Source organism: Serratia sp. 506_PEND, from assembly GCF_001076875.1.
GTDB lineage: Bacteria > Pseudomonadota > Gammaproteobacteria > Enterobacterales > Enterobacteriaceae > Serratia > Serratia marcescens.
The window spans coordinates 1-17,353 of sequence record NZ_JVEL01000635.1; the positions used below are offsets into that span (position 1 = coordinate 1).

A 17,353-nucleotide genomic window follows, 5' to 3' on the forward strand; every position below is an offset into this window, starting at 1 on the left:
AAGGAAAGAAATGATGTCAGAACTTACCCTCACAGAACCCGAAGTTTTAACCGACCATACCGATGTGATTTGTTCGACCAGTATTGAACGTATCGTCACAGGACGTAACGCCGCGCTGGCGCAGATTGAAGTGCTCATTCAGCAACTCGATGATATCTCAGCGCTGACCCGCAGTATCGGCGGTAAAACCGCCCTGGACTGGGCCATGAAGCAGGACTTCCGCTGCGGCTGCTGGCTGCTGGAAAAAACAGAAACGGCGATGAAAGCCATTACCCGCAATCTCGATCGCGGTATATGGCGGGATTTGATGAACAAATCCGGCATGTTGTCACTCATGGACGCACAGGCTCGTGAACAGTGGTACAACAGCCTGGAAAAGGAGGAGATTCCGGCTGTCAGCGAAGAGAATATCCTGAGCACGTTCGAGCAATTGCATCTGAATAAAGGCGAGGTATTTGAGCGTGGCGTCATTAACGTCTTCAAAAGCTTATCGTGGGATTTTAAGACGAACTCGCCCTGCAAATTTGGCAGGAAAATCATCGTGACAGGGCTGGTCAAATGCGACAGGTGGGGGTTTGGTCTGAACTGGGGCTGGCAGCGGGATCGGTTAGCCGACCTTGAACGCATGCTAATGATCCTTGATGGAAAGCCTGTTCCCGACAACCGCGCCGATGTTACCCGTCGTCTGGGCGACCATATCCATGAGAACAGGCACAGCAATCGTTATGAGGATGAGATGTTTGAGATTAAATATTTTCAGAAGGGAACTGCGCATATCACCTTCAAGCGGCCAGAGCTGGTCGATAAGCTGAATGACATTATCGCCCGGCACTATCCGGGGATGCTGCCCACTCAACAATAAGGAGCAAGTTTTATGATATCATTTTCAAACGCTGATGGTGCTCAGTACGATTCCGCAAAAAGCCAGAGCACTGTGCCATCAAAAAGAGTTCAAATGGACGTAAAAATTCCCGTTCAACCGTCAAATTTTGACGCCCTGCAGAAGGGGGCCTTACTGGGGGCCTTGTGGTTTATGAAACACATTAAAAACCATATATGTCAGTACACATACAAGTCAAAATCCATTCCGAGTCCGGGCACCACTAATTCTGCATCAATGCACACTGGTTAAAGGATGAGAACTTTAACGGGTGGTTAATACGGAATCGACTTGTCAAAGAGATAACAGAGTAACTGTTTACTACCGCGACGTTGTAAGTTGAATTCCTCAAGAAGGATGCCTGTGTTCCTGCACAGGCGTCCTTTTCTCGATCACTGGTGATATTCACAGCAAATCATACCTGTGTCAAGCTTTGTAAGCTTCTCGTCGCAGTGATATCCGTATGTAAAACAAGCTCCTGTTCGAGTGCTTTCCCCGCTACTTCCATATCCAATTCGATATACTCCATTGTGGTACTGACGTTACGGTGACCCAGCAGATCCTTCACCAGTTTCAGATTTCTGTCCGGGGATTTCATCAGCTCCGTGGCTAGCGTGTGGCGGAAACGGTGTGAGGAAATATCAAAGCCACTATCCCTCGACAACCGACGATAAAAGCTACGAAAGGACTGCAGAACATTTTTTTCGTCATAGATGTAATGAGTATGCCGTGGGTTGGTGAACCGTTTGACGTCAAAAAGCAGGTCATGCTGACCAGCACCTCGCTCAGTAGCACGCATAATAAGCAGCTTTATTCGTTCTCTTAATTGACGAACCAGTGGTACCTTCCACTCTCTATGTGTTTTGCTTCCTTCAAGCCGAAGCTCGATCCAGCCTTGCTCAAGGTTCACATCTCTCAGTCTGATGTGGATCATCTGATTGTTACGCATCCCGGTATATCGGAATGTGTCTAATACCGTCATCCAGAACCAGGTTGGGTAGAGAGCACATTTCCCACCTTTCACTGGTTTTCTCTCTTTCTCCCTCTGTTCATACTGCTGCATTACGAGGTAAAGGCGGGTCAATTGAGTCTTCGTCAATATTCGTTTTTTCTTGGTATCAGAACGGACTACAGTTCCGTTAAAGGGATTCTCCGTGTGCTGAACTAACCCTTTTTTAATTCCCAGGTTAAATATAGCCCGCAAGTGAGCGACCTTATTGTTCCAGGTATGCACCGAGAGACTTTTCTCCTTTAACAGATGTCGGCGCCAAACCAGGACGTCCCTTTGCGTCACCATAGCTGGGGTAATAATTCCACCAATAAAACGCGTAAACGTCAGAGCAACTTTCCTGTAGCTCCATTCCGTTGCTGAACGAAGTTGCTTAGTAAAGAAATATTCCTCGAGCAGAAATTCCCACTCGTCGTGCATCTTTTCTTCGTTTTTCATTTCATGACCTCGAATTAGTATATTTATCTACTCACAACCCGTCAGTTGAACCCAACATTTTATGAGCTCCTTCTTACATCTAACGACTACGGGATCACGAGTAACTGACTGTCCTCTGGTACTCTTGTCCCGCCATATAAACTATTTGCCTTAATCAGGTAACCATTGATACGACGATAGGAGCCCACCCCCTCTGACTTTTCATAAAGATGACCAATAAAGAATCTCTGTCCCTTCCGGATCCGATGTCTACCCAGTTTTTCAAACGCCTTTTGGATTGAATTTCGTTCAGTACGCTCCAAATTATTCTCTTTGATATACAGATGAAAAATATCTGGAACGCAGAGAAATACGAAACCACTAACAATATGCGCTCGCGACTCCACGGTATTAATTGATATATCCCCTTTTTTGATCCCAAGACTCAACCACTGTAGGAAGGCGTCCCTAAATTTACTTTCTGCGTTATTTTCTACTAACAGTGACTTCTGTGATGAATGTTGAGGCTCTGGAATACTCGTCGTATCTGTGCACTCTGATAAATCAGGTTCTATTACTTCTGGTAAATCACAGCTGTCTTCAATTACAGTGGCAATGTCATGCACCGGCCCCTGGTTTTTTTCAGGTCGAGGGCTCTCTTTCTGAGGGGCGTTTCCCTCTTCCTGGCTATCCAGGCAAGCCGGTACTGACACCTCAACCGCCAATAGTGACAACAGGGCCTGCATATCCTCTTCGACGCCAACCGCCTTTTCAGGCGCGAGGACCATCTCAGCCAAAGGCCTATCGTTGACCGGCGTATCCAGGGCAGAGCTCAGTATCACCTCTGTTGCTGACGCTGCATTTTCTTCTGTTTGAGTTAATGTCTCTGCCGGCTGTTGCCCCTCGATGAGCGATGAGTTGGTGTCGCTGACTGCACTTTGCAAATCAACAACGGGCACTGAAGAGGTGATATTTTCTGTAGTCGGAGCCACCGACGGTAAAGGAACTGTCAATGTGCCGGAGATAGATGCTGGCGAGAACAATACGGCCAGGCTATCGCCGCGCGCCAGTTTGACCGCGTCCTGGATAATGTCGTCGATTACCGGTAATGCGCTGGGCTGTCGGGACGCAATCGTCATCAACGAGTGTGCAGCCGCCGGCAGTGTTGAAAGCCAGTCGATGACCTCTGCAGGCAGCAGCCGTACCGCAATCAACGCACTTTGACTCGTCGCCAATGTCGGGGCTGACGGGGTCGCACCGAAACGAAAACGGTAGGGATCACCCGGCACCGTCAAACCGGGTAACCAGGCTCGTCCACTTTGGAGCTCCCCCTGCAGCTGGCTCAACAACGGCAGGTAGTGCCATAGTGCAGCGTAAAACACCACGACATTCCACTGTACATTCTGGGCTGATTGTTCTTCGGGCGCGGCACCTGGAGGAAGCATATGCCCTTTGGCCAGACGCACCGCATACGTCGTCGTCTGAAGGGTGACATCAACCAATCCCCCTTCCCTGGCATACTCACCCTGCGGCGTTGCCGGCAACACCTGCATCAATGCAATGAGCTGTTTCAGTGGCTGCAAATAGAATTGTTCATAAAGGTCTTTGGGAAGTGCACAGTTCTCCCATAACTGCTGCAAACACTGCTTACGAGATGCCGTGCTCAACAGCTGCTCTGCGGATGCGGGCATATAGTAGCCTGCAGGGCCTCGAGAGGCTGAAATGCTTGCCGTTGGCTTTACCGGCATATCCCGGGTCCCAACCAGCAGCTCTTTGATGGCCTTCAGCATGCAGGGCCTCCAGCGATATCTCCTTCGCTGTCCATCAACACCTGCAGTAAATCATTCAGTACCAGTGTTTGCTGAGCCCGGGTAACAGCGACATACAGCAGATTCGTTTCATCAGTACGTTCGCTGTCAACCATCAGGGGATCGGTGATATCCGCAAAGTCATCGTTCAACATCACCACGGGCCACTCCAGGCCTTTGCTGCGATGTGCTGTCGAAACGGTCACCTGCGCCTGGCTTTCATCTGTGACCGCATGCTCACGCATTACCTGCAGCTTTTGTGGCAGCGGGAAGTACTGGTCGAGTAACCTAAGACCCTGGTTCATTTCAGCGTCTTTGGTTGCTCTGGCCACCGACTCAAATTCCTCAAAATTTCGGTATTCTCGCGCCAGCAGCGGGGATTGCATTCGTTCAGGCATATCAGCCGAAAACCAATACAAATCCTCAAGCTCATCAGTTTTGTAGCCGGCAATACCGCCAACCCAATACACTTTTTTGCCCGCAAGACTGGCTTCAAGTGCCATACCAATCACGCCAGCGACAGTCCGACTGAGGACAGCAATGTGTGTTGATTTGTCCTGTTCCGGCAAGCTCGCCACGACGTTGTCTTCACCGCCGTTCCCGACCAGGGGCAGCGTTTCCCCCTGCCGTTTAAGCAGCATATTCGCCACCCTGGCCACTCCAGGGCCAAACCGGAAACTGTGTGTCAGACACAGCTGTTCGGCATCTGCCAGTTGCTCAGCGTCGAGCGCATTCTCCGCCCCACGGAACCGGTAAATTTGTTGATGGCGATCACCGACCATGACCACATTACAGCGCTGTGACAAGACCAGGGCTTGCGTGACTGGATTGGCGTCTTGACCCTCATCAAACAACACGGTCTGCCAGCGTTTGGCGAGATCTGGCTCTGAGAGCTGATACAGTTTGAGGTAAACATCATGGGTGACAGGGAATACGCCGTCCTGACGAGCTGATTCGCGCCAGAGCAACTGTGCGGCCGCCAGAATTTTTTCAGCTGATAACCCGCTGCGCGCGTTCTCATCAGGCAGGTGTTGCGGGCCAAATTGGCAATCGGCACTGCAGAGAAAAGCATTGAGGGTGATGGTGGCCACGCGAGCCAGAGGCCAGTGACGCGTATTGAGTTGACGAGCAACGTCAGTGATCCGCAGATTGCCTGTCAACCGTTGTTGATAGTGGCGCCCGAAGTTAGGCCAGGCCAGTTGATGGGAGGTTTTACATTCCACATTGAATGGGAATTTTTGCTCTGCTTCGTTCCTGACAGCCCGGTTATAGGCAAGATAGAGCATCCTGCTGTCCGGATTTGCTAACGCGAACCGCACCAGTGTGGACGTTTTTCCGGTGCCGGCAAAAGCCCTAACCACCAGTTTTGTTCCAGACCAACCGATGATGGCGGCTTGTTCAGGTGTATCACAATAAGACATCAGCAGAACTCCGTAAAACTTGACCGGCGCTTATGCTGCGCAGGTCAATACGGCAATCACCACAGGAAATCCTTTTTCCAGTTGAAAAGGTTTCCTGTGGTTAGCCGTTTTCAGGTTGATAGACAGTTATCAACCCCGCATTGCTGGAGTCTGTTAAGTCAAAACCATGGGTTGTATCGATACTTCCGAAGACAATCCCAAAGCTAAAATATAATAATTTTTTCAGGTTTCCCTGGTGTAAAGACGACAAGGTTCAGGTGAATTTATTTCGGGGTGCTTTAGCCATTCACAAGAATTCGTCACGTGTGAAAAGCCCACCCTCACTGTTATTGCGCATCCGTCTCAATGTAGGGAGTAATCCCCCAACGTTGAGTTGGCGCTTTCTCTGGTGTTGTGCGCTGTAGCTTCACCTGAGCGTTATGCTCATCCGGAAGGCGATAAGCATAACGCTCAGAAACTTCAGTTCAGCACCGCTGGCCCCCACACTCAGGCATCTTTTTAACAACTAACATTAGTGCATGTCAACATAATTGATACTTTTGTGACTTATGCAGTCATTTTGCGACTATTAGAATAGCGTTTTCTTTGAAAAACACAACTTTGAGTGTAAAGTTGTGACTATTTTTTAAACTGAAATAGAACGAAGGTGGGAGATGGACATCAACAATAAAACTGCCCTGGGGGAGATCATTGCCAAAGCGCTGGCAATGAAGGGTATTCCAAAGCAGAAGCATATCAGCCACACCAGCCGTGTACTGGATATCACAACAGCTGCAGCACAAAAGAAGATGACCGGCGCGTCGAACTGGGAGGTATCACAGCTGATAAAAGTGATCGAATCCATTGATATGAAGATGAGCGAATTTTTCGACATATACAACTATTCAGTTAATGAGGTGCATGCCGCTACATGGTATGACGGAAAAGCTAATATTAAATGCAAAATCTACTTGTCAACTGCAAACAGTAATGAGCCAACGGAATATTCAGCCTTAAAAATCAATGATGAATGGGTTGTTTTTCATACTGACGATATAAAGGATGAGGTTTTATTTGAGTCAAAACGAAACATTGACATAATTCAGCTCTATCCACAAAAGCAAAACATTAAAAAACACAGAATTGCAATTCTTGATGACGAGAAGAACATAGTTGATAGTCTCCAAGAAATAATAGCCAACAAAGAATATCTTGTTGACGCATTTTATGACATAACTTCATTGGAAGATAGCCTGAAGCATCATCCTTATGATGCCTATATTTTAGATTGGGTTGTTGGGACGAAAACTGTTTTTAATACTATTAAAGTGATAAGAAACTCAGAGAATAAGAATGCCATGATTCTGGTTCTTACCGGACAGTTACCAGGTATTGCCGATAGTGAAATCTCAAGTGCCATAAATGACTATGATATTACTGGCCCCTATGAAAAACCGATTAAAGCCAGTGTTATAAAATCATTAATCAACAAGCATTTCCCTAAGTGAAAGATTATGAATAACAGTTTATTAACATATACCGGAAGTCTATTATTAGATGGGAAGTATATTGTTTCACCTTACGGGGTGAGTAAAGAGCGACCTGGCGGCAACATTTTACCCCTGCATATTCCAACGATCCATAATAACGCAATAAACAATATTTCGTTTGACTATGCAAAAGTTAAAAGCTTGACGATTATTAATGGTCTAGGTGTAACGCTGGGTGATTCCGTAGTTGGCATTTCCGCTCTGCAAGCAATAAAAAACATAAACCCCAACATCGTTATAACAGTCATTCGTCCAGAAAACTGTCCTAACTATGTAAATGAAATTTATACACTTACTAATAATATAATAAATGAGATTCATTTCATGCCTTTTGATTTATCCAAGGCAACAGAATCAGATTTAATTATAGATTTGGGGAATCAACTATACTGGGAAGGTTTTAATAATTTGGAAATGCATGATTTCTTTTTAAGAAGCCTTGGTCTCGAACGTGACCATATTCCGGCTGAGTTAAAAAGCAATTCATGGCTAAAAGATGCTCCCCTCGATGATATCAATTTAAGTGAATATACTCTTCTCTGCCCTCATGCCAGTACAAAAATAAGAAGCATACCGCAACAATATCATAAAAAAATAATATCTGAATTAAGCGATAAGTTTAAGATGAAAGTCTTTGGGTTCAGTGATGTTGAGCATGAAAATTACACTAATATTTCTGAGCTATCAAAAAGCACTGCTTGTTTTGCATCCATAATAAAACATGCCAAACACCTCTATACCTGTGACTCCGCCGCCTTACATATTGGTGCCGGTTTTGACATCCCAACCACATGTATATTTACAACAGTGAAACCCGAGCTTCGTAGTCTATACTATACTCATTGCGAGTCTGTTTACATCGGAAATGATGAAACAGAAGGGATCCATAATAGTGAAGATATCACTTTAGTTAACTCAATAAGTAAAGAGTTTGAGGTCTATTATGCTTAAAGTAAAATCACTATCAATGTTATTTATGGTTGCTGTGTTTTTTTCAGCATCGACCTTTGCAAAGGTCGGCGACCTCTATATAGATGGTGACATCACCAATAGAAACCATAATGACGGCTATCTGTTAACTGCTGAGGATTTTAATAAACTTAAAAAGTCCCATATAAAAACAACCACATCCTGGACTGAGCCTGGACACGTGGTGGATTTCGAAGGGGTAAAATTCAAGGACTTATTGACACTTGTCGGTGCTCGTGGAAAAATCTTAAGAATGCGAGCGTTGAATGACTACTGGGTCGATATACCTTTCTCTGATGTTGAGCAATACGATATTTTGCTTGCAAATAAAATGGACGGAAACCCTCTGAAAGTAAGAGATTTTGGCCCCTATTTCGTTATTTACCCTTTGGATAGATATTACGAAAAGCTCAATAGCCCCACTTATCAGGCACGCCATATCTGGCAAGTAGACGGCATAACGGTCATAGATAAATGAAACTAAAACGGATCCTGATCCAGTATATCGTCGGTTTTTTTATTCTAACCGGTGGTTTCGTGTGGATGTATGAACAGTATTTTTCCACAAGCCATAATATTAACTCAGCTGGTCCACAAGAAAACTATGCGTGGGCTATAGCTAAATTCACGATCAGGCTGGCAGGATTTAATGCGAATATTGAGCGTCAGTTACGCCTGGGAAACTCTGATAAAGAAGAATTACAAACTGAGCTTGATCTCCTGTTCTCGAGCTCGAATGTTCTGCTACATAAAAGTGTATCAACCAGATACTTATTTGAAGAGGCTGGATACGCTACGACTGTAGCACATATAAATGAAAATCTGGAAAAGATTGATGTCGAGCTAAATAAAGAGGTTCCTGATTACTCTATCATTCTTAAAAGCATTGAATTAATTGGACAAGACAATAAAAGTCTCGTTGTAATTTCAGACCATGCCGAAGTAAGGCAACGAAATATTATCCAGCAAGACTACATTAACAAAGGAAACTCCATGAAGTTTCCAATTGCGTCACTGTACTTCCTATTCCTATTGATGCTATTTATTTCATATCGACAAGTGAAATCCATTAACAACCAATTAGAATCCGAAAAAAAGTCCTTCAACAACAAAAACGCATTCCTTGGGATTTTGGGCCACGAATTAAGAACTTCACTCCAGGCAATAATTTCCTCCGTAGAGGTCATTATACGACAAAAAGATGACACGACATTCAACCATTTTGAACGTTTGGAAAATGCCGCCATGAAAATGGAACGTCAGATGAAAGACCTTGCTGAATTTGCAAAGGTTGATAATGGTAACGTCGAAATAAAAATAGCATCATTCAACTTACGTAAAATTGTGCAAGATACCGTTGAGCAAAGCATTTCGATATTAAATAAAAACTCTGTTTCTGTAAGTTTAGGTGACATCTCTGATGTGTATATAAAGACTGATCCCTCGCGGACTATGCAAATAGTTGAAAACATTGTCACCAATGCCATCAAATACACAGAAAACGGTAATGTGCAGGTCAGTGCAGTTGTTCACGAAAAATCCAAACTAATTATTAAGGTCGAAGATTCGGGGCAGGGTATCCCGAAAGATAAAATAGACACTATATTTTCGCCGTTTATCCGCGTCGGCAACGACAACAAGGTGCCCGGTTTTGGGATGGGGTTAGCTATCGTCCATGGTGTTGTTAAAGCCATGAATGGGACTATTGATGTAAAAAGTGATGTTGGTAAAGGAACTGTATTTACCGTTTCATTACCTATTGAGCTGGCAACACCTGCTGAAATTGACATTATCACCGATATTGATGACAAACCGTTCTCAGCTAAGGGCATCAGTATATTAATTATTGATGATAATGAAATGGCGTGCGAGTCATTAGTATCAATTCTTCAGCATGACTTTTCAGTAGAGTATACAACATCTCCGGAAAGAGCATTGGAGAAGTTATATCGGAAATCATTTGATCTTGTTTTGAGTGATTTACAGATGCCTATTATCACTGGTGATGACTTATACAGAGAAGTCAAACAGAACAACGGCCCAAATAAAAACACACCGTTTATATTCATTAGTGCATACACCAGTGAAAGCCCAATCAAAGATGTGGATATTTTAACAAAGCCAGTAAGATTAAATGATATTAAAAAATCCATAGAATCCGTATTTGCGAGTCAACCCACTCTATAAATCGCACATTATATTTATAGAACCAAAAGATAACCGCCCATACTGGGCGGTTTTGGTCAATTACCTGAATGGTACTGCTGTATTCTAAGCGGCCATTTTTCCAACCAATGCATCGGGGTGTACATCACCAATCGGCGCTCATTTGCCAATACGTTTCCCAATACAATTTCACCGGGTATCCCAAGTGATGACAGCTGGATATAGGCCATCGACACAGCCACTACATCGATGTCAACGCAGGAAACCCACATATGCTGTGAAGGTTCGTATCCCAATGTTTGCATCTCTACCGCTGCAGCAATCATCATGCCGCCGGCACCACAACCAGGTTCACTGATGGTGACAAACGGCTGAGTTTGCAACTGTTGCTTCAATCCTGTGAACTGTAACTTGGCCATCATCGATGCCACGCTCCAGGGCGTGAAAAACTGCCCACGGTGTTTATCCCCGAGCTCCAGTTGCATGAACGTCATCCCCAGAAAATCACAAGCCTGGGCATTCAGTGCAATTCGTACCAGGGTAAGTAAGTGCGCCAGGCGTTCGACGTCTTCACGTTCATACCCCTTGATGATCGTCAGATACTGTTTCTCCAGTCTTTCGTCTGGACAGAAGCGATTGTGCATCGCTATCGCGCCACACTGAACGAAGTCAGAAAAGACCTTATACCGATGGTGGTAGCGTGCAGTTTGGCCAAAGAGGCCGATGAATTGTTTCTGTGCTTCACTAAACGTCAACATGGTGAACTCCTTTAACAAGGGAGCTCACCCGCAGTGGGAGAACTCCCCCACGGGAAAAAAAAGACCACCGAACATCGGTGGCCATAGGTTAATGCGTTAACAAAACTCGATGATTAGCCAGCAACTGAATTCAGTGACAACGGCACAGAATCCTTGTCGGCGTAGGTCAGGTGGATCACCTCACCGGCCTCAACCTCAGCCGCTATTCGTCCGCCGTCGACATGCTCGCCGCGGTCGTAGCGATCGTAACCACTGCGTTCCGCATCAGGCATGTACCAGGTATGTTCCACCTGGCAACTGAACCGCTCCGACACTGTCCCGATAACCTCGCCGGCTGGCGGGTACCACGGGGAATCAAAGTGCACCGTCAACGTGTTGATGCCGTCCCGCACACAACCGGCATTATGGCCTGATGGCCATTCGACGCCGTACTGGCGACCATAGAGATCGGCCATGGTCGGCACATCACGTAACAAAGCACCTGAACCATTCAGTTCGGTCGCCAGACGCGTCGGGATCAGCATCAGCATATCGCACGGTGCGGTGTACTCCGGCATCATGCCCAAACGCTCCCAGCAAAGGCCAGCATCGATGTCAGAACTCACCCCCACCAGGCCGAACCAGTCCGCATACTGGCGAGACAGTACATCCGCCATACGCTCCTTCGCGACGTTGGGGATGTTCTCCCATTTCACGGCGTCAATTCCCGACTGGCGATAGAGACGCTCAATCAAACGAACATTTTCGGCCGTTAACGGGATATCAGCCTTCAGCAACCCGAACCAGTGTTCAAAGGCCAGATTCTGAGGTGATGCGATCCCCGGATGTGTTAACAGATCCGGATAGGGCACATAAACCCCAGGTTTTGTTGTGGCCGGCTTCAGTATGCTGGCGCAGCCAGCCAGAAATAGCCGGCAGCTCTGTTGAATGGCATGACGGTAGTCAGGCACAACATGGCCATTGACCCATTGCTGCAGTTCATCCACAAACACGGATTGGCCAGTGATCACTAAACGGTTTTTGCACCAGTTGGACATGGTCTTTCTCCTCTTCATAAAAAAGAGGGAGCTTTCCCCAGCGGGGGAATAACTCCCCCGATGGGTTAGGTGTTAAATCATGATGGCCAGGACGAGGGTACTGTCCTGCCCGTTATGGTTGTTTTTAGTCATCGGTTATCTCCTGCTCTGTTTCGCCGATCGCGCCCAGTTCTTCCACCTGGCGCAGATACGGTGATGATGGGGTAAAAGGATTGGCGCCCAGACGTTCCAGGTGGTATTTATCCACCAGATTGTTGATCGCCTCAAACGGCCGCACACCCGCTTCCTGTAAAGCCATCACGCACTCCGCTTCACACAAATCGGTATCGTTTAACGTCAGACCAAAGTATTTGGCCAGTAACCTGCCGGCAATGGTCTGCCAGTAACATTGTTCCATCGTCATCACCCGTCTCCTCATGCCGCAACGGCAGACTCGGTTGTCACCGGTTCCGCCAAGGGCTTCAGTAAAAACTCTGACGCCTCACGGGCCTGTTTGGCTGCACGAAACAACGCACGCTTATCCTCACGCAATACCTTGAGCCAGTGCTCGAGGTAGCTGTCGTGCTGGACGTCGCCAAAGATGCCAAGCTGCGCGCACATAAAGGCACTGCCCAGCTCCGCTACCAGTTCCTCGAATGCATACACGGGATCTCCGAACGCCCGGGAGGAAGACGTGATCCCCTCCCGGTTGAGCCGTGTTGCATGACCGGTGCTGTGCACCAGTTCATGCAATAACGTCGACCAGTAATCCGCCTCGGTTCGAAATTGCTGAACCTGCGGCAAGACAATCTGGTCGCGGATCGGGGAGTAAAATGCCCGGTCCTGGTACACCTGTTCGAGCCGAACGCCACTGGCATCAACGAGGGTGCTGACCTGAGCCTGCGTTTTCGTATCAACCAACGCCCCATCCTCTTCCGGCACTTCTGCCGGCGTAACGCCGACAACGGTTTCCGGGAGGTTGTCGCATTGCGCCACGTTAAACAGGTACAGCGGCTTCAGCATGGGTATTCGCGTTTTCAGCGGGTTCCCCTCCTCGTCAAACAGCTGCCGGCCATCAGCATCCTCCACCTGCTTGTCCCAGGATTTGAATACCACGGCCAGGGTGGCTGTTTCGCCAGCGCGCACATGGCCACCGACGGCTTCCGCCTGCTTGTAGGTCAGCCAGCGATTGGAGTGAAATCCCCTTTCGTCCGCGGCCATCCACAACAGCAGCACATTCACACCGCTGTAGTGGTAACCGGTTGTGCCGTTCTGCGGCATGATGCTGGTCGACGCACTGCGGGCCTTATCGGTCCGCCAGGGCTTACGCCAGGGCAACGTTCCCGTCTCGATGGCGGCAATGATTTTGTCCGTGACCTGTTGGTACAGGTCAGGACGTTCGCGACGGGCTTTTGCCGGCCGACGTGATGATGATTTCTTCATGGAATGCTCCTCGAAAAAAAAAGCGCATTCCTCCCCTGGCGGCGAAGAATACGCCCCAGGGGACAGAAAAGTGGTTAGAACGCAGGGTAACGCAGCGCCCCTTTCGGGTTTACCGTGTCAACACGCTGTTTCAGCCGTTCGAACAAGGCCTGATAGTCGTCCCGATCGGCGGGCTTTGCCCGCTTGCAATCGGTATGGCAGGCCGTGGCCAGCACGTTGATGGCCCGCTCACGCCAGTGTTTAAACTCATCCTGGCTGACACAGACCGAGTAATGGACCTCGGCCAGCTGCAGCATACGGGCGGTCATTCGGCGGTAGTCGGCGACACACACCCAGTTGACCACGGCGACGTGCATATAGACCGTCTCCGGTAACAGGTGTATCCAGAGTTCGTGCCCTTCCGACAGTATTCGTTCGATACACCTGTCGGTTAGCACCAGCTTCTCACCAAAGTCATCACCGCCGACTAGCTGCCGCGACGTCTCGTACCAGGCCTCATCCTTTTCGGGATGGCAACCGTCGGCATACGCCAGATGTTTAATACGACCGGTGGCGTTTCGCTCACCCACGGTCGGCATCAGATAGACGCCTTCGTCTTTGGCCAGCATCAGCGCACACTGATTGGCGCGAACTTCAGCAATAACAGTGCGTAATTCTGCAGGATTAAAATGCAACATGGTAAGTCTCCTGTGTGCTGGAGACGGACTTCCCCGAGAGGGAAAGCCCCTCCAGGGAAAATGAGTTAACGCGTTGAAGTCCTGTCGTACTCAACAAGACTGACAGTGCGGACTACAAGGTTGAGATCAGGTTCACTTGCTCCTGCTCAAACCCGGGTTTAGCCAGACGTTATCCATCAAGGTGATCACGCTCCAGTGATAGGAGAGCTCGTCGTTATTGATGCTGTCCCTGAATTGCACCAGATGTCTCCGGACTGAATCATCCGTGAGTACCCGTTCATTCACCGCATCTGGAGCCTTGAGCTCAGGACGCTGCAGATGATGGCGCAACCAGATAAGCGGCTGTTCCCAACCACATCCCGCAGTTTGTGTATCCCGCGCTATTCGGAAGCAGTCCGGGCACAGGTTATGTACCAGGAGCAACATCAGCCGGCCGAAGAAATCCTGCCGACTGTCCATCCAGAGAGTCTGCTGTACAGGCTGCATGTGCCCAGGTTGCTGAGAAAACCGCAGACCGGCCACGTCAAGTACCGCATCACTGAACAGATCACTGGCCTGGTAAATATCCGCAGGCCGGGTCGTCGCCGGCAAAAGCCAGTACACCTCGGTCACCGCAAGCGTTAAATCAATCCACGCGTCCTGGGACGGCGGCTTGTCAAAATACACAGTCGTTATCACGATAAATCCTCCAGAAATAATGAAGGGGGATCTATCCCCCGGACGGGAATAAATCCCCGTCAGGGTGTGTATCTGCAGGCCGTCAGGCTGCCATGCCGATCACCAAACCTCGAGCTCGCCAATAGCGATGTCGGCTTCGACATAGCGCTTGCCTTGCTCCACAGCCTGCGCCCAATAAGACGCGTGAATATCTTTGCTCAGTGTATCCAGGCGAGTCAGAAGCGCTTGCCCGTTAGCGGAACGTGTTGATATATAGCCGTACTGCATGACCAGCAGGAAACCACCAAAGGCCTCTCCCGCATCGATAACGGCACATTCGACCGCATTCAGCTCAGTGGGTGCTTCGCGTTCAAGACCCAATCCCAGCCGCTGGCAAGCCTGGATACTCATGAGCTTACCTTCAACCAGGCAAAGGAAATGAAACGCATCAAGCGCAGTTTTCACGTTAAGCACGTTGGGTAACTGGGTATACATCGATAAATCCTCCACAAAAAATAAAGCGGGATTTATCCCCAAACGGGCGTAAATCCCCCGTCAGGGTATGTGACTGCATGCGACTTAAATAGCCGGTTTACAGACTAGGTACTGTGCACCGTGATGGTAGCGATGACGCAGATGAACAAACTGTTTCGCCAGCAGTTCCGCTGCACGAACCGCTTCTATCTGGGATGAGAAGATTTGCGTAAACGAATTAAAAGAGTAGGAAAAATCCCTTTTAGAATATCCGGTACGCGACACAACGGTGGCGCTCCAGCCGCCGGAAGCCCGAGGGAAAATGATAGCCTTACAACTGACATTGCGGGTTTCGTTGGTAAACCACTCGGTATCAATGACGTCTTCTGCGCCCGGATGGCCCGGGTATATTCGGCGCCAACACGCACACAGGCGATCAATGAACGAGAGTTCAGGCTGAGAAGGCCACAGTGAAAGGACAGACATGGTGTTTCTCCTGTAAAAAAGGGAAACACCGCTCCCAGGGGAAAGGTATTTCCCTTGGGATTTGATTGCGTCACGCGCAATCGACATAGGTAAGAAAGTTAAGCCTTGTTCATCAAAACTACGATGACATCTACTCTCAAAGGCGGGCAGATGTACTACACCGTAAACGGCGTGCGTCCTTTCAAGCTACGGAAGCGTTTTTTTGCCACTACCCGAAGGCAATCCTCACAAGTGGCTGGATCATTGGTGGCTGTCGACTGACAGCTAGGTCACCCGAAGGCGCTCATCACAGACCCATTGAGCATTGGTGGTTGTCCGAAGACAACGAGTAAGCATGCTTATTTTCCGAGCAAATCGCTGATCTGTCAAGAGGCCATGCCCGCAGGTTTGGAGTAAAACTCTCTTTTTACCTAATAACGTAACGTCTCTGTACCATTATAATTTTGAGGTCGCAGCCCTGTGAGAGCTGCGACCGTTATGTACGAACCATCATATTCACGCATGCAGTCGAAAATTTTTTAAATTAATAAAATCCTGTACATTTAAAGCGATTAATTCGTTATTCCACATCGCCTTTAAAATAGACTTGTTTAATATAACGGCCTCGTCCATCCCCATGGCCCAAATCCATCGATACCAATGCCTCCGCTTCTACGCGACTCATTCCATTCTTAACATGATGAGTAATCGCATCGCGTGAATACGCGTAACGCAAACTATGGGGAGCATCTTTCCCTGTCATTCCAGCCTCACGGACAATATTTCTGTACCGTTCTATTGCTGTATGCAATGAAGGCTTATCAATCAATTTACCATTATGAACATCACAATACTTTATTGCCGCCTCTAAAATAGATAAAACTTTCTCGCGATTAAAAATCGTCGTATCACGAGGGCGACCACCTTTCGTGCCAAAAACGACCCGAACACGCTCGTCGCCATTAATTAAAGTCTGCCGCCATGTTTTTAATGACTTTGCTGACTGAACAGTTTCCTCAGTTCGCAAACCTAAATAGCGCGATAACTGAACCCCCAATGCTACCCCCGCATCTTTTTTGAAGGTGTGATTTATGACAGCATTTAACTTTTCATCCGAAATAGGGGCTTTCGTCCCATCACGGTTAGCGCCTGAAATTCCTAAAGCCTGGTTACTCAATTTATCATGATTGGGATCAGCCAGTTTATTCCGACCCGCAGCTGACATAATTGAACGCACTGCTGCCATCTCGTTTTGCAATGTACGGAGCGATAAGTTTTCAGCCTGCCGGCTATGAATGTACTTTTCGATATGTATCGTTTTGATGTGTTTTACATCCCGGATTTGAATATTTAACTTTGCCAGACGTTCAGAAAAACGGTCTGCAATTCTGGAACGGTCAGCAACGGTTTTAAAACTCCCTCGTCCCTGACGAGCAAGCGTGACAAGTTGTTTACCTAGCTGTTTACCGAATCTGGACATTTCAATATCTCCAATGGGATACACGTCCCTCTGCTTTAAAAGAAGCAGACGGATCTGTACCCCAGTAATTTCAACCCCGACGACACGGTTGCTTTTGCGCTTCCTGCGTCTCGACTGGTATCTGTGCATCGGGGCGGCGAAATGTTGAGTTCTTGCGAGGCACCCCAGATCTCTGATCTGTTTG

17 protein-coding genes are annotated in these 17,353 nt (G+C 47.8%); 5 read left to right on the forward strand and 12 right to left on the reverse strand.

The genetic code is table 11. The features are described 5' to 3' along the window. Positions 1 to 13: 13 nt before the first annotated feature. Positions 14 to 862: a DUF4942 domain-containing protein gene (locus ADK28_RS28820; protein WP_048797424.1), complete on the forward strand. Its 849-nt coding sequence runs from the start codon at positions 14 to 16 to the stop codon at positions 860 to 862. A gap of 433 nt (positions 863 to 1,295) precedes the next feature. On the opposite strand, the gene ADK28_RS28825 is transcribed toward ADK28_RS28820, so the two are convergent. The 3 genes from ADK28_RS28825 to ADK28_RS28835 form a co-directional block, all read right to left on the reverse strand. Beyond that, a complete protein-coding gene (locus ADK28_RS28825; protein WP_048797413.1) occupies positions 1,296 to 2,327 on the reverse strand; it encodes a tyrosine-type recombinase/integrase in 1,032 nt (343 codons plus the stop codon). Positions 2,328 to 2,413: 86 nt separating this feature from the next. Continuing rightward, on the reverse strand, positions 2,414 to 4,096 hold the full coding sequence (locus tag ADK28_RS28830) for a TraI domain-containing protein (protein ID WP_048797414.1): 1,683 nt from the start codon (positions 4,094 to 4,096) through the stop codon (positions 2,414 to 2,416). Then, positions 4,090 to 5,535, reverse strand: coding sequence for a UvrD-helicase domain-containing protein (locus ADK28_RS28835; RefSeq protein WP_048797415.1), 1,446 nt, complete (start codon positions 5,533 to 5,535; stop codon positions 4,090 to 4,092). Before ADK28_RS28835 ends, ADK28_RS28830 begins: the two co-directional genes overlap by 7 nt. Positions 5,536 to 6,188: 653 nt before the next feature. On the opposite strand from ADK28_RS28835, the gene ADK28_RS28840 reads away from it, so the two are divergent. From ADK28_RS28840 to ADK28_RS28850, 4 genes are read left to right on the forward strand one after another with little or no spacing between them, the layout of a single operon-like run. Next, the gene (locus ADK28_RS28840) at positions 6,189 to 7,022 is read left to right on the forward strand and encodes a helix-turn-helix domain-containing protein (RefSeq protein ID WP_048797416.1); all 834 of its coding nucleotides are present in this window, start codon (positions 6,189 to 6,191) and stop codon (positions 7,020 to 7,022) included. Between the two features lie 6 nt (positions 7,023 to 7,028). Then, on the forward strand, positions 7,029 to 8,015 hold the full coding sequence (locus ADK28_RS30870; protein ID WP_075202182.1) for a glycosyltransferase family 9 protein: 987 nt from the start codon (positions 7,029 to 7,031) through the stop codon (positions 8,013 to 8,015). After that, the gene (locus ADK28_RS28845; RefSeq protein WP_048797417.1) at positions 8,008 to 8,511 is read left to right on the forward strand and encodes a molybdopterin-dependent oxidoreductase; all 504 of its coding nucleotides are present in this window, start codon (positions 8,008 to 8,010) and stop codon (positions 8,509 to 8,511) included. The genes ADK28_RS30870 and ADK28_RS28845 overlap by 8 nt, the downstream gene beginning before the upstream one ends. Beyond that, positions 8,508 to 10,220, forward strand: a complete 1,713-nt coding sequence (locus ADK28_RS28850; protein WP_048797418.1) for a hybrid sensor histidine kinase/response regulator — start codon at positions 8,508 to 8,510, stop codon at positions 10,218 to 10,220. The genes ADK28_RS28845 and ADK28_RS28850 overlap by 4 nt, the downstream gene beginning before the upstream one ends. 56 nt (positions 10,221 to 10,276) lie before the next feature. Here ADK28_RS28850 and ADK28_RS28855 read toward each other — a convergent pair whose 3' ends face one another. From ADK28_RS28855 to ADK28_RS30880, 9 genes are all read right to left on the reverse strand, one after another. Next, positions 10,277 to 10,957 (reverse strand): N-6 DNA methylase, encoded by a 681-nt coding sequence (locus ADK28_RS28855; RefSeq protein WP_041418714.1) that lies wholly within the window; start codon positions 10,955 to 10,957, stop codon positions 10,277 to 10,279. Between the two features lie 113 nt (positions 10,958 to 11,070). Beyond that, positions 11,071 to 11,994: a DUF1281 domain-containing protein gene (locus ADK28_RS28860; RefSeq protein WP_048797419.1), complete on the reverse strand. Its 924-nt coding sequence runs from the start codon at positions 11,992 to 11,994 to the stop codon at positions 11,071 to 11,073. A 124-nt stretch (positions 11,995 to 12,118) separates the two neighbouring features. Then, positions 12,119 to 12,397, reverse strand: a complete 279-nt coding sequence (locus tag ADK28_RS28865; RefSeq protein WP_041418717.1) for a TA system toxin CbtA family protein — start codon at positions 12,395 to 12,397, stop codon at positions 12,119 to 12,121. Between the two features lie 11 nt (positions 12,398 to 12,408). After that, complete coding sequence (locus ADK28_RS28870) at positions 12,409 to 13,416, reverse strand: ArdC family protein (protein WP_048797420.1); 1,008 nt, start codon at positions 13,414 to 13,416, stop codon at positions 12,409 to 12,411. A 74-nt stretch (positions 13,417 to 13,490) separates the two neighbouring features. Beyond that, on the reverse strand, positions 13,491 to 14,093 hold the full coding sequence (locus ADK28_RS28875; RefSeq protein ID WP_048797421.1) for a DUF3085 domain-containing protein: 603 nt from the start codon (positions 14,091 to 14,093) through the stop codon (positions 13,491 to 13,493). Positions 14,094 to 14,225: 132 nt separating this feature from the next. Continuing rightward, a complete protein-coding gene (locus ADK28_RS28880) occupies positions 14,226 to 14,771 on the reverse strand; it encodes a hypothetical protein (RefSeq protein WP_048797422.1) in 546 nt (181 codons plus the stop codon). A gap of 99 nt (positions 14,772 to 14,870) precedes the next feature. Next, the gene (locus tag ADK28_RS28885) at positions 14,871 to 15,245 is read right to left on the reverse strand and encodes a hypothetical protein (protein WP_048797423.1); all 375 of its coding nucleotides are present in this window, start codon (positions 15,243 to 15,245) and stop codon (positions 14,871 to 14,873) included. Positions 15,246 to 15,329: 84 nt separating this feature from the next. Next, the gene (locus ADK28_RS30875) at positions 15,330 to 15,710 is read right to left on the reverse strand and encodes a hypothetical protein (RefSeq protein WP_075202183.1); all 381 of its coding nucleotides are present in this window, start codon (positions 15,708 to 15,710) and stop codon (positions 15,330 to 15,332) included. A gap of 559 nt (positions 15,711 to 16,269) precedes the next feature. Then, positions 16,270 to 17,169, reverse strand: coding sequence for an integrase domain-containing protein (locus ADK28_RS30880; RefSeq protein ID WP_075202184.1), 900 nt, complete (start codon positions 17,167 to 17,169; stop codon positions 16,270 to 16,272). Positions 17,170 to 17,353: the final 184 nt, after the last annotated feature.

Coding starts and splice junctions, on each gene's coding strand:
- ADK28_RS28820 (WP_048797424.1), top strand. CDS start 14: ATGTCAGAACTTACCCTCACAGAACCCGAAGTTTTAACCGACCATACC.
- ADK28_RS28825 (WP_048797413.1), bottom strand. CDS start 2,327: ATGAAAAACGAAGAAAAGATGCACGACGAGTGGGAATTTCTGCTCGAG.
- ADK28_RS28830 (WP_048797414.1), bottom strand. CDS start 4,096: ATGCTGAAGGCCATCAAAGAGCTGCTGGTTGGGACCCGGGATATGCCG.
- ADK28_RS28835 (WP_048797415.1), bottom strand. CDS start 5,535: ATGTCTTATTGTGATACACCTGAACAAGCCGCCATCATCGGTTGGTCT.
- ADK28_RS28840 (WP_048797416.1), top strand. CDS start 6,189: ATGGACATCAACAATAAAACTGCCCTGGGGGAGATCATTGCCAAAGCG.
- ADK28_RS30870 (WP_075202182.1), top strand. CDS start 7,029: ATGAATAACAGTTTATTAACATATACCGGAAGTCTATTATTAGATGGG.
- ADK28_RS28845 (WP_048797417.1), top strand. CDS start 8,008: ATGCTTAAAGTAAAATCACTATCAATGTTATTTATGGTTGCTGTGTTT.
- ADK28_RS28850 (WP_048797418.1), top strand. CDS start 8,508: ATGAAACTAAAACGGATCCTGATCCAGTATATCGTCGGTTTTTTTATT.
- ADK28_RS28855 (WP_041418714.1), bottom strand. CDS start 10,957: ATGTTGACGTTTAGTGAAGCACAGAAACAATTCATCGGCCTCTTTGGC.
- ADK28_RS28860 (WP_048797419.1), bottom strand. CDS start 11,994: ATGTCCAACTGGTGCAAAAACCGTTTAGTGATCACTGGCCAATCCGTG.
- ADK28_RS28865 (WP_041418717.1), bottom strand. CDS start 12,397: ATGACGATGGAACAATGTTACTGGCAGACCATTGCCGGCAGGTTACTG.
- ADK28_RS28870 (WP_048797420.1), bottom strand. CDS start 13,416: ATGAAGAAATCATCATCACGTCGGCCGGCAAAAGCCCGTCGCGAACGT.
- ADK28_RS28875 (WP_048797421.1), bottom strand. CDS start 14,093: ATGTTGCATTTTAATCCTGCAGAATTACGCACTGTTATTGCTGAAGTT.
- ADK28_RS28885 (WP_048797423.1), bottom strand. CDS start 15,245: ATGTATACCCAGTTACCCAACGTGCTTAACGTGAAAACTGCGCTTGAT.
- ADK28_RS30875 (WP_075202183.1), bottom strand. CDS start 15,710: ATGTCTGTCCTTTCACTGTGGCCTTCTCAGCCTGAACTCTCGTTCATT.
- ADK28_RS30880 (WP_075202184.1), bottom strand. CDS start 17,169: ATGTCCAGATTCGGTAAACAGCTAGGTAAACAACTTGTCACGCTTGCT.